The organism is Ruegeria sp. AI2 (assembly GCF_056541275.1).
Genome location: NZ_JBQFYB010000014.1, coordinates 20,170 through 33,057, shown reverse-complemented (window position 1 = coordinate 33,057; position 12,888 = coordinate 20,170). Strand labels below are relative to the sequence as shown.

Sequence of the window (12,888 nt, the reverse complement as noted above, 5' to 3'; positions counted from 1 at the left end):
CTATCAGGAATCCCGCCAATCAAAACCTTCATCGCAGAAGGCCATAAATCGGATTGATGTTTCACTGATGCGGATCAGATCACCGCTGGAGAGTGCGATTGTGCTCAGAACGGGTTTACCATTCAGGCGAACAAGGTTGGCCTTTCCGCCATGCCCTAGATAGCATTTCCGATCTTCCGGGTCATAAGCAATAACAGCGTGGTTCGAACGTGAAATGCCCGTGTCGCCGAAATCCAGTTGGATCGCCTGGTCATCGTTTCGACCGATTTGCATCAGGCCTTCGGTCAGGGTGATGCTGGCGCCCCGCCCGGGACCTGCCGTCACCACCAGCCAGCCAACCGGGAATGTTTCCTGAGCAGCTTCGGTTTTTGAGAGGGGTTCTGATGTTTCGATCAATTCCTGAACATGCGTGTCCGCACGCTCAAACCCAAGGAACGTTGTTTTGACCCGCGAGCGACGGTCCTCGGCTGGGGCGGCAGGCGTGGGTTGAGCCTGTACGGCACCCTCTTCCACCACTGCCGGTTCTTGCACGGACGGGGCTGCAACCTCAGCTTCCACCGTTTCCGGCGCGCTCATTTCAGCTACATCCAGAGGCGGCGCAACTTCATCCGGTGTTTCGGCAAGCTCGTCTGCTACATGCAAAGTGATGATTTGATCGTCCGAGATATCCTCGTCATCGTCGGGGTCGGCCATCAAGTTCTTGGTATCTTGGTCGTCCTCGTCAGTTGCATCTTCAACGAAGATGGACACTTCAACCGGCTCTTCCGTGTTCTCCGCCGCAACTTCGTCGAATTCCGGCATTTTCTCTTCAGGGATAAGCTCGTCTGTTTCCTCATAGGATTCAGACGTCATGTTTCCACCGGCCAGTGCGGCACGCAGCGCGTTGAAGTCTGCGATAGGCTCCTGCTTTTCGGTTTCAGGTGCCGCGCTGTCAGTTGCATGAGCGTTTTCAGCAACATCATCTTCTTTGGATTTGCCGGCACCTTCGAGAAGCCGGCTCAGTGGGCTTTTGTATTTGAACATGGTGTCGACACCTTCGAATTGTTGGCACGGACCTTTTGTGCCATGGGGCTGCTACCTAACCCTGCGTGGAACAACGCAGAGACACTCAATTGAAAACATGGAAACTGGTACTCTCTGCGGCGGGCCGGTTCCCGCCGGGCGGCAAACTAAAAGCCACCCTCAGTAAACACACACTGGCAGATCAAAATTGAACCGGTCAGATCACTCCTGCGCTAACTGCATGGTCGCAGCTACCTCAGCACCGTTGCGCAATACGGTCAGCTTTGCCTCTGGCTGACTGTCGGAAACCAGCGCAGCCAGCATGCCATCAAGGCTTTCGGACGTATTCAATGTCATGTTGGTCTGGCTTTCGCTCAACAGAACATCGCCTTTTTGCAGGCTGCCTGTCGCCTCGGCTGGAACCGAGCTTACTTTTGTTTGCCACCCTTCACCTCCCGAGCTGCTGACTGTGAACGAGTAACCGTTCTCCAATCCGACCGAGCGCAGCACAGGCAGTGCCAGCAGGCCATTCTGCGCGCGGGTCTTTCCAAGCGGCCGGTAGCGGGCTGCAACCCGTGTAAAGCCGTCTGGGTCGACGCTTAGCTTGTCCAGGACTTGCGCCGCGAAAGAGATGTCCTGACGAACCGGGTTGCCGTTCAGAGTAAAGATCACAACTCCGGGTTCCACCCATTCGCCGATAACGCTCATGTCCTGATTGGCGTCCACACCGGTAACCGCAATAGTTGCACCTGTTGCGGTCCGGCGGCGGGACGTCTGGAAGGGGATTTCAACATCCCAATGGTGGAAAGATACCTGTTGTTCGACCGGAGTGCCGGAAGCGGCTACGGTTTTGGGTTCGTCCACAACGGCCGCAACCTCTTGTTCTGCAGGTTGTTCCTGGGCATCGGCGGTCTCAGTAGCTTCGGATGCTGTTTCTGTAGCGGTTGGTTCCGCGGGTTCAACTTGCGCCTGCTCGACAGGCTCTTCTGGTTCAGGTTGTTGCTCTGAAGCGACCGCGACGTCGGGTTCAGGTGTTTCGGCCAAGGGTTTTTCCACCGCAGGAGGTTCTGCTTCGGCAGTTTGTGTGGTTGCTTCAGGCAGCGTCGTCGTAACCTCGGCTTGTTCTTCACCTTTGTCGCCGGACATCACGAAGAAACCGCCTGCGGCCAACGCTGCCACAAGCACTGCTGCACCAGCGATCATCTTGCCGCTGCCACCGGATCCGCTCTGAACCACGGTATCAACAGCGACCGGTGTTTCCGCTTTTGCAGAAATCTTGGCCATCTCGGGTTCATTCTTTTTTTCGGTTTCGCGAACAATGTCCGAGTTCCCGGCGAGCAGAGCCGTCACAACCGCTTCGGCATTTTCACTTTCGGCCTTGATCCGCGCCTTTTCTTCTTCCTTGTCCTTGCGATCCATGCCGACAATCACGGAAACCGGGCGATAGGCGAAGGTATCAAACATCACGCCAGGGCCGCGGAACATGCGCAGCCAATCCAGGGCTGTCTGCAACCGGTCCGTTGCGTGTACTTCCATTGCCTTGTCGATTGCTTCGAGGAATCCGTCGGGGTATCCGTCAAAGCGGCCTGCCAATGGGGTATAAGGGTCGTCCTGCCCGTTGTTGAATGCATTCAGGCGGCTCTGGCCGTCCACCGGGCGTTCGCCACTGATTGCGTGATACAGAGTCGCGGCCAAGACATAGAGGTCACTGCTGGGCCCTTGTTCGGCACCACGGACGTAAAACTCGTGCGGCGAATACCCGTCTTTTATGACGCGCAGAGTCAACAATGCGGCCGACTTGTTTGCGGCTTGCTCACGCGCGGCACCGAAGTCGATCAGGACCGGGTTTCCGTTTTCGTCAATCAGGATGTTGTCGGGTGAAATGTCACGGTGCAGCATCCCGCTTTGGTGGATGAACGACACCGCGGACAGCATCTTTTCCGTGACTTGCACGATAAAGTCAGGACCACCGTCGTTTTCCGGATTTTCAACATAGTCCAGCAGGTCGCAACCACGGATCAGATCCATAGCGATATAGGCGGTATCGTTGTCTTCGAACACCTGATGAACGTCGACGATGTTCGGATGCACCAGACGCGCATGATTGCGGGCTTCCTGAATAAACAGGTCGATAATGGCGCGCAAATCATCCTTGTAGGACGGGTCGTTCGGCTCAACCAAGTCCCCGTTGCGACGGCACAACGCACCGGGGAAACATTCCTTGATCACGACATCACGCTCCAGGCTGTCGCGTGCTAAATAGGTGATCCCAAATCCGCCGTTGCTGAGATATCGGAGGATCTCATACTGCCCGCGCAACAGCTTTGCGCCCGGTTGCAGTCCTTCAATTTTTGGTTCGTCGTGCGTTGCACCGACAGCCTGGTTGTGGCTCATTTTAATCCGCCCGTTCTACTCATTTTGCGGCTTAATTAAACAGGGCCGGCAGCCCACGAACTCACAACCAAAAACAACCGCAGGACACTTGAGAACGGTTAGACGTTTCAAATTTGACTTTAATGGGGCCGCCTGATGGCTTCACTAAGGATCGTTTTTTCGAATATGGCATATATGGCGCTAGTGCGAAGCAATAGCACAATATATTGATTAACGGGGTGGAATAAATGAAAACTGACGACCCCAAATCGGTCTCTTGGTCTACGAATTCGAAACAATAAAGGGCCGATTCTTCGGCCCTTCGAATCGCTGAACAGCGCTTCAATCCTGATGGAAAGTGCTAGGTACCGGTTTTGGATTGTGCCGCGGCGACGGTACTGCCAGCCCATGCAAGGTTGTCACCAAGCTGTACAAGTATGCTGATTGCGTCTTTCAAAGGCGCATCTCCGCTTTCAAACTGAAGCAACAACAACAAGTCAGTCGCTTTTTCGAACTCGGCCGGAATCCAGCCAGCATCCGGATCGATCTCGCCACCTTGGTCCAGCCGTTCCGCGAAATCTTCGACGATTTCCTGGCAGCTTTGCAAAAACGCTGCGGGTTCAATGGCAGCGGTGTCACGCAGATCTTCATAAATGCTGGCAATGGCAGCCAACCAGTCTTCAAGAATTGGGTTGTTCAGTGGCGGAAGGGCAGACCCCAGCGTTGACTGCATTGACGCAGCATCGTTGACGGAAGGTTCCGGCTCTGGCCCATTCAATGTTTCCAGGAATGGCAGAAACTCGTGCTTCAGATCCTTCCGGGCAGCGTCAAGGTCACTGCGCCGCCGGTCAGACGCCGCATCAAGGACCTTTTCCGCGAGTTCTTGGCCGCCACAGTTTTCCCAAAGATCAAAATCTGGTTCCGGCTCTTGTGCCATGGCGCGCACCGCGACGGGCGTGCCAATTGGGACCACAGCGCGAAACAGTCCTTCTTTTTCTTTGTTCAATCGAGCCAGTACCCGATCCAGAGCGGCCTGCACCGGGGGCAAATCAGCATGTGTAACTGCCAGCAGGCTGTTGGCTCTTAGCTCGGGCGGCACCTGCGCCCACAAATGCCGTTCTGTTTCACGCCATGCGCTTGTGCCGTTGGTACACCAGATGGCACAGTCGACGAATTTCAGCAGGTCCAGTGTCTGTTTGTATGTATCATCCAATGCGCCAGAGCCGGGAAGATCGAACAGTGATATCTCTTTGAGAGCAGGTGTGTTCAATCCAACCGAAATAAAGTCAGGCTCATCCGCAGCGGCCTTTTCCAGTGCTATGCCAGAATATGTCTTTGGCTCCTTGTTCCACCAGCCGACTGTCGTCTCTGGCGTATCCGCGTAGGCAACGATGACAAGTGGCAGCTTCAGATGCTGCGGGCCGGTTGGAAGGATATCCGCCCCTGCCAGCATGTTCGCAAGGCTTGACTTGCCCGCCCCGAACTCTCCGGCGAAACCGATGTTGACCGCGTTGGAGAGGCGTTCGGCGTGGGCCAGGGCCCGTGCGCGCATATTTTCCAATTTCGGGTCCGACGACAGTTTTTCTGTCGTTGTCAGAAAACGCTCCAGCTGGCGCACTTCCTGTTCGGTTCCGGGAAACTCAATCATTCCGCAGCCTCTGCTTGTCGTTCGTCCACGTTGCTTGTTCCAAAGACACTATCCAACTCGTCAGCAATACGGCGCGCCCGTTCGAACGCAGCTTGTGCTTCCGCCTGAGCATTCAACTCACCCGCTCCGGAACGGTGCTCAAGATGGCCTGCCAACAGGGCCAAGTAATGATCCAGAACAGTTTTCAACCGGTCCAGAAGGTTTTCACGCGTTGTGTCGATCAGGTCATCACCAATCAATTCGAATTCCTGCACGATCATGCGCTCGGCCCGCGTCACAACACTGTTGCGCGATATCAGGCGCGACAACCAGTTTACACGCAGCTCAACCGTAATGCCACGGGTCAAGGCGGTGGTGTCCGGGCGGAACCAACGCACTGCACTTGTGTTCATGCGATTGTCGACTGGTTCCTGCCACCCTGGCAGTGCCCGCAAAGCGGCGTTGCATTGCATGTCGATCGCGTAAAGCTCGCTCAACATGCGTTGCCGTACCACTTGCGACGCGCCTTGCACCAGCTCGCGCATGTGTTCGCGTAAAGGGGTGAAATTCAACTCGGTAGCGCCGCCTTTGGCAAGCAATGGGGATTGTCCTTCAGGTCCGCGCACCACAACAAAGACGGATTCAGAGACCGTGTCGTCCATGACCCCACGCAGGTTTGAAAGAACGTCGTCCATGTCCTTGACAATGTCTTGCGATTTATCCGCAATCAGTTTGCGCAGATCGCTCAGCGTCTTGTCGCTGTCCTCAGCGGTGTGTGCACCCGCGCTGCCTTCATCTTTCAGGGCACGAAGATGTACCTGGGATCGCTCCAAATCGCCACGCGCGAAGCTGTCGAGATGCTGCCACGCCATCCGCAGCTGTTCGTTTATCGGCCCGTCCGCCAACGCCTGAGTGACATGGCGGCGCAAGTCCGGTAAGCCTGACGCAATCATCGCGGCAAACCGTAGTACAGCCTCTCGGCTGATGGGCCCCGGGCCTTGTTTGATCTCGGCCACACCGTTCAGGTATTGTTGCATCTGTTTCGGGTGCGCCCGCAACCACGCCAGAATATGATCGTGGTTCACACCGGATTCATCGCCGGTCAGCGCATAGTGCGCCCATTGTGCGCTGCCCATCAGGACATCGATATTCGAAGTACCCAACGCTTTTTCGAGCCCGTCTATGACATCCAGACGCACCTTTGCCGCATCTTCGGCCCCGCCGCCCAATTCATCGACACGGTTGATGAAGACAACGATCTGTCCAAGTTCCAATGCCTGCATCAGCCGGAACAGTTTCAGGTCCGCACGCGACAACGCCTGATGCGCTGACAGAACCACCACAAAGAAATCGGATTCCTTGAGATACTGACGCGAAATCTCCTCACGGATCAGCAGGGGGTCATTTACTCCGGGCGTATCGGTGACGGTCAGAGGGAATGGGAAGTGACCGATGTCAAAATAGACCTCGGCCTTGCGCGTGATGTCACTGTAAAGTCCGCGATCACTGCCGGGGTCAACTGTCCCGTCTTCTGCGGGGTCGTCCCCGGCGCACACGTAACGCGCCAGATCATCGGATGTCAGTTGATCCAGATCGTGATGTTGACCCAACAGCTGTTCATAACTGTCCCCCAGTCGCCGACGCGCCCGGGTCTTCATGGCTTCGACCTGCTCTTCGATCATCTCGCGCTTGTAGCTGTCCTCGTCATCCGGGAACATGTTGCGCAACTCTTCGCCTTCGGCGATCAGTGATTGCCACTGGTAGTTGTCGAAGAAATGGAATTCGGCCCCTTCGGTTCGACCGTTCGGGTGCCCGAAATGCATGTCGGTGATCACGGTTGTCCACGGGTTCACGTCCGACGGCAGGTATTCTGCCTGACCGGTGAAGCCGTTGATCAAGCGCGACTTTCCTGCCTTGATCTGCCCGACAAAGGCAACTGACGGTTTCAGTTTTCCCAGATCACCAATGATGCGCGATATGAACTGACGTGTTTCGTCATTGCTTGTCCCGTTCATGTCTTCTGCGATGCGAATAAGCTCGCGGCGATGTGTTTCACTCATCACTATTTACCCTGACTACAAATAAAACAACGCATTGAATTAGTCGAAAATTTGAATGCTTTGGGGGCGGTCATTCCTCAGCCTCCCCCAAAGATCTCCAAAGGTTGATTACCGCCCCAAGTTTGCGGGCATCATGAATGGCCACGGCGATCTGTTCGTTGTCGCCCAGAACAGCCATGCCCGCACCCTTACCACCCGATGGCCGCATGACGATCAGATGTGGGCCTTCGAATTCGTCCCGGGTGTCGTTGTTCCAACCAGCAAGATCTGAAACAAAACGTGTCAAAATCTCTTGATTGGGGTGCATCCCCTCGGAAGGTTTGCAGATTCCTTCGCAAGCCAGTGCAGTGTTTTCCATACTGTCCACAAGAACACGACCTGTGGCAAAGCGTGCAGCCCCGTCAAAAAACTGTTGCGCCAACGAATTGCCCGACCCTGCTGCCGGGGCAGGGCTGTTGTCTGAAGGTTTTTCAACGTCCGGAACGACAGACACGATTGGCTCAGAGGAAAGCTCAATTCCGGCGCAGGCGTTCTCGATCTCACTCAGCGTAATACCAACATCATCAGCCTCCAGCGTCGAGGCTGGCTTTCCAGACATCAGTTCCAGTGGGGCAGGGGCGGCTGAAATGTCTGAAATCAGTTGGGCCAGCTTGTCGACCAGCGCGGTACGTGATTCCGTTTCGAAATCGGGGATCTGCCCGGACGGCACCTGAAACACATCCGTGATCCGGGAGCTGTTTACTTCGATTTTCAGGCAGCTTCCGTTGGCCGCGGTCAGCTCAAGTCGTCTGGGCAATATCGTTCCGCGAATGAAACGCAACACAGCCGCCCGACGGGCTGTTGCAGTTTCACCGGGGACAATCACCGTCGGAGACAGGCGGGCAACCGAAGACCGCCCGATATCTTCGAGCATGTCGAGAATGTCTGTGTCCATCATACCGTGACCCCCTCTGGTCCCGTTCAGACTGCGGCCGCAACCGGCTTGAGACTGAGATGCGATTTCGTGAGCGCCAGCCCAACATTCGTGCTGTTGCGGCAGATATAGCAGACCACATGATCAGGATATTCCTTGGTCCGCAAAAAGATGTTCAACCGGTCTTTTGAAAATACCGCGATTTCCCCAAACCCGGCGTTTTCCTCATCAGTGTTTCCGGCCTCGTGCAAGAGCGCTTCAAATGCAGCGACACCCCGCCCCTGAAACAGATTGGCCACTGCGATTGCCAAAGTGTCCAGCGATTCAGCGCAATCGGAATCAGAGACACTACTGCTTAAAAGCATGCCGGTCTCCATGTCGATATACCCGGCTGCGATGCAGTCGGGTATCGTTTCAATCGCGGTGTTCAATGCATCCTGAATGGACATTTAACTCTTTATCGTCCTTCTTTTCAGCGCCTTGATTAAGGCATCCTTACAAAACATGCCATTCTGCACTGCTGTTTTCTTTCGTTTTTGGAATGGCTTGCGGGGCGTGTCTGGACTGTTTCGCACTATATTCAACTGCGATCTGGTCAAATTCGGCAAGAAAGGCTTTGAATACATTCTGAAGCCCGACTGCGTCCTTTGGCAGGTCCTCCTTGTTTGTAATTTCCCGCCACATATCCGACGCGCTAAGCGGCGACCCGGCTGCGGATTCTGGAAGATCGATGTGCGTATCGTTGCGGATGTCGCGAGCCTCTTCCTCGACTGAGGCCACGACTTCTATCAAGCCGTTTGTCTCAGGCTCAGGTTCGTAATCCTCGGCGTTGTTCTCGGGCTGAGCCGCCATCAGCGCCGCAATGGAGGATACCGAGACTTCGATACCCCGATCATCACGCGATTCAACTTCCGGCGTGAAAACTTCGACTTCGTCCGCTTCGGCCGCGGCTTCACGCAAGGTCGTGTTCAACGAGGTCAGCACGTCATCAACGGACTTGTCGCCCGTTTCAGCATCTGGAGCGTCACCCAGCAGGTCGTCAGCATTATCGGTAGCACCGAATTCACCGGACAGGTCGAACTCGTCCACGTTTTCTTCCAGACCGGCGACATTCTTCAACTCAAGCGGATCGCTCGAGGTGTCCTTGAAGAAGGTACGCAACTCGTCGCTGGTATCGGTTTCCTCAGGCATCTGCTCGGTGTCTGATACCATTTCTGCCCGCAGCCGTTCAGCGTCTTCCGGGTTGATCCGAACCCGTTCGCCTTCGTCAACGCGTCGCTCTACACGGGCTGGCCGGATGGGGAAGCTTGTTACGACATTATGATCGTCGGCTTCTGGCTGCTGTTCGTTTTCCAGCGGATTGACCAGCCGTAGAGGAGTAGCTTCGATGCCGTCCGCCAGTGCCTCTCGGTCGTCTGGTTTGCGGGCGGGGCGCAGTGGTTGAACCTTGAATGCGCCGGACTGGCTTTTGTCGATCTGGTACCGCGCCAGCTGATCGGCGCGATTGTCCATGATCTGTTCTGTGATTTCCAGAAAACTGTCGATCATCTTGCCGCCGCCGCTGCGCGACCACTTTTCGGCGTCGCCAGTCTTGTCGCGGGCATTGATCGCATCCCGGGCGGAAAACAAAATGGACCGGTTGAACAGATGTCCGGCTTCGCGATTGACACGTCGCAGAACCTTTTGACGGTCTTTAAGGTTTAGTGCATCCGCCCGCGTCACCAACAGCAGCGAGTTGTGTTGCAAGCGGTCCGGCAGCGAAACCCACGTTGCACGTTCGGTTTCGCGCCAGGCTTGCGTCGCATGGGTGCACCAAATGACGCCGTTTGCCTGCCCGACTGCGCGCTGCCAGACATCTGTCGAGATTTTGGGGTCCGAGATACCGGGGGTGTCGATCAGATCGACGGCTTCCAGAATATCTGCTTCAAGAAAGATACGAATGAACTGCGCGTCATTGACGCCAACAGTCTCAAGCTGATCCAGCTCGATTGGTTCGACGCTTCCGTCATGCCGCTTGATATATGGTTTTTCACTGCCCCAGCTAAACCAGACCGGTGGTAACTGGGTTGCAGTAACCTGCGTTGGCAAGGTTTGCGTTCGCAGTAAAAAGTTCATCAGTGTGGATTTGCCAGCGCTGAATTCACCCATCAAAGCGAAAACCGGTTTGCGGCGGGACCACTGCTCGATACGTTCCCATGCTTTCGGTGAAACAAAGCGTGTTTGTGAATCTTTTGCCATTTTTCTACTTATGCCGCTTCGTTGCTTAGGTCTTTCAGGATGTCACCCAGAATCTCGTCTCGCGATTTCTGAGGTTGCAGGCCCGCCATCGCTGCCGAGGTCTGGCCGGAGTTTTTGTCTGCTGATGATGAGATGCTCAGCAACGTTTCCTTCTGTTCCCGCATGAAATCCGCCAGAATAGCGCGGACGTTTTCCAACACGGCCGCAATCTGGTTTTCCTCGATATCCTTGGTGATCGAATTCGCCTCGGACGCGATCAGGCGTGTGTAATCGGCAGCGTACGCTTCAAAGCCTTTTCGCTTTTGCCACCAGCGTCGCCACCAGGTACTTTGCAAGTCCAGAGCGATCGTCCGGCCAATCCCCAACGGTGGTGGAACGCGCGGCACGATAGGTGCTTCGATGCTGAATTCACCCAGGTGGTTGCCAAGAATTTTGTGATACAGCGCTTCTACATCTGCAGCCGCAGTTGAATAAAGCGTGCCAGCATCCTTACGCATTGCGCGGGCAAAACTGAAATAAGCGGCTTTTTGCAAAGTCCTCAATCCAGCAGGGTCGTATTGCCAAGTGCCTTGCTCGCCATTCTTCTCAAGGTGCGCGATCAGAGAATCCGTGGCGCGCTTCACAAAATTCGCCTCGGCTGAGTTCAGGCGCTCCAATACTTTGTCACGTAATGCATTGGTCAGTTCGGCTGCTTTCTTTTCATATTCCGCAGAAACTTTCGCAATTGCATCTTCCGGAGAAACACCGTCAAGATCACGCGCAACGCCTTCACCCTCTGACAGAGTCTTTGCCACGGCGGTGGCACGAATCTGGCTGGCGATGTTGCGGGCGCGATGGCGAACCCGATCCATCAGCCTTGCTCCGGCACCTTCTGCAATACGCTCGTTTATCGCCAGCAGCAGGTCAGGCAAACCGGACAATGCCCAGATTTTGTCCAGCGAGGGGGCCTGATCACCGAACCCGGCAGCGAGGTAAAATGTATTGAGTGTTTCGCGGGATTCTTCGTTCAGAATCTCGGGGTTCCCGGTCAGTGCTGCCTCGGCCCACAAGGCACTGCCGAACACGACACTTGTCTTTGCGTCGATGTTGTTCTGTTTCAGAGTATCCAGAATCCGGTCGCGGATTTCGGGGACTTGATTGACCGGGTCTGACAACTCGTCAATCCGGTTTACAAACAGGACAATCTGGCGGTTCTCAAATTGAGCGATGATCCGCATCAAGGCCATGTCCATGGTGGTCAGGGCTTGGCTTGCAGCAAGCACCACAACACAGACTTCGGACCCGCGCAGGCTGCGCAGGGTAATCTGTTCACGCACCATGAAGGTATCGTTGACACCCGGCGTATCACAGAGTTTCAGCGCAATCGGGTACTGAGGAATATCCATGTACAACTCGGCCGACTTGGTCACATCTGCGAACCGGCCTGTTTTTGGATTGATATCCGGGTCGTCCTCATCGCCCAGGCAGACATATCTTTGGATCAGTTCTTCATCGAAGTGATCGTATTGGTGGCTTTGGCCAAGTATCAGGTCGAAGTGCTTTCCAAGACGCTCTTCCGACTTTGCTTTCATCTCGCCGATCTGACGGCGAATGTCCTCCATCTCGTCATCTGCACCGGCACGGTTGGCCAATTCGCCCAACCGGCCGCCCCCGACCATCAGATTGTCCCATTCTTCCTGCTCAAAGAAGGTGAACTTGGCCTTGGTATCGCCCGGTGGACGCGTGTTGATATTCAGGGTTGTGACGACCGACGTCCACGGGTTCACATCCGACGGAAGCAAAGATGGGCGCCCCGCAAGAATGTTTACAATCGATGATTTGCCCGCTTTTACCTGACCGACCATAGTGATGCTGGCGGTGAAGTTTTCCATCCGGGTCTTGAGTGTTGCCAGACGTGCCGAGGAGCGCGCATCAGCCACCTCAGTCAATTGATCAATCTGCGCCGTCAGTGATGACATTGCCGAAGTCATTGGCGCCAGAGCTTCGTTGCCTACAGACAACAGGTGATCATTGCGCGCCATGCTTAACCTCCGGTTCCCGTAGCTGCGATGCGGGGTTCATGCGAAGGACGGCCCGTTGGAATTCCTTTCAACGTGTCGATACGTGCGATCAGGTTCAAAGCGTTGCCCAGAATGTCAGCCTCGGCGCGCGGGCTGATGGTTTCGTAAGCCTTGGCGTCAGCCAGCACTTCGATCGAGCTGAAGCGATCGCCGTTTTCAAGGCACGCAACGCGGCGTCCGGTCGGGAAACCCTCGGATTTGACCGCGGGCAATGGCATACGCGCATTGGCCAGCAGGTAGTGGTCTCCGGAATGGGTTCGGAGCGATATCCCAAAGCCCGTGTTCGGGTGGTCCCGGTTCAGGATCTTGAGTTCGCCAAGAAAGCTTTCGCGAGCAAAGAAGACAGCCTCTTGCTCGGCAGTAGCGGAGGGATTCAGATCGGTCACAGCAGTAAACCTTGTACTGGAGTTGAGCAGGAAACTCGTACCGGCGCCAAAGTGGCAAAAAAGACTCATTAACTCCTGCTAAACAACAAGACCTTTCAAGGCGGTCTTATTTTGACGTGAATAAGATTTTTTGGCGTTTGAAATGTGGCAGCTTTGTGGTGGAGTTCTCTTGAGAATGCCTCAACCTGCGCGGGAATGCCTATGACGAAAGAGCCATTCCGCACCAACT

At 55.2% G+C, this 12,888-nt stretch carries 9 protein-coding genes; all 9 read right to left on the bottom strand.

The genetic code is table 11. From position 1 onward, the window contains the following. Window positions 1-3 precede the first annotated feature (3 nt). The gene (locus ACR0LL_RS18040) at window positions 4-1,023 is read right to left on the bottom strand and encodes an FHA domain-containing protein (RefSeq protein WP_480588596.1); all 1,020 of its coding nucleotides are present in this window, start codon (window positions 1,021-1,023) and stop codon (window positions 4-6) included. Between the two features lie 201 nt (window positions 1,024-1,224). Beyond that, complete coding sequence (locus tag ACR0LL_RS18035) at window positions 1,225-3,396, bottom strand: serine/threonine-protein kinase (protein WP_480588595.1); 2,172 nt, start codon at window positions 3,394-3,396, stop codon at window positions 1,225-1,227. Window positions 3,397-3,736: 340 nt separating this feature from the next. After that, window positions 3,737-5,023, bottom strand: coding sequence for a dynamin family protein (locus tag ACR0LL_RS18030; RefSeq protein ID WP_480588594.1), 1,287 nt, complete (start codon window positions 5,021-5,023; stop codon window positions 3,737-3,739). Continuing rightward, entirely contained in the window at window positions 5,020-7,062 is a 2,043-nt protein-coding gene (locus ACR0LL_RS18025) for a dynamin family protein (protein ID WP_480588593.1), read from the bottom strand. The genes ACR0LL_RS18030 and ACR0LL_RS18025 overlap by 4 nt, the downstream gene beginning before the upstream one ends. 70 nt (window positions 7,063-7,132) lie before the next feature. After that, window positions 7,133-7,999, bottom strand: a complete 867-nt coding sequence (locus tag ACR0LL_RS18020; RefSeq protein WP_480588592.1) for a hypothetical protein — start codon at window positions 7,997-7,999, stop codon at window positions 7,133-7,135. 23 nt (window positions 8,000-8,022) lie between these two features. After that, window positions 8,023-8,424 (bottom strand): hypothetical protein, encoded by a 402-nt coding sequence (locus ACR0LL_RS18015; protein WP_480588591.1) that lies wholly within the window; start codon window positions 8,422-8,424, stop codon window positions 8,023-8,025. A 46-nt stretch (window positions 8,425-8,470) separates the two neighbouring features. Then, on the bottom strand, window positions 8,471-10,213 hold the full coding sequence (locus tag ACR0LL_RS18010; RefSeq protein WP_480588590.1) for a dynamin family protein: 1,743 nt from the start codon (window positions 10,211-10,213) through the stop codon (window positions 8,471-8,473). Window positions 10,214-10,221: 8 nt separating this feature from the next. Further along, window positions 10,222-12,234, bottom strand: a complete 2,013-nt coding sequence (locus ACR0LL_RS18005) for a dynamin family protein (protein ID WP_480588589.1) — start codon at window positions 12,232-12,234, stop codon at window positions 10,222-10,224. Window positions 12,235-12,236: 2 nt separating this feature from the next. Continuing rightward, on the bottom strand, window positions 12,237-12,659 hold the full coding sequence (locus ACR0LL_RS18000; RefSeq protein WP_480588588.1) for a hypothetical protein: 423 nt from the start codon (window positions 12,657-12,659) through the stop codon (window positions 12,237-12,239). Between the last annotated feature and the right edge of the window lie 229 nt (window positions 12,660-12,888).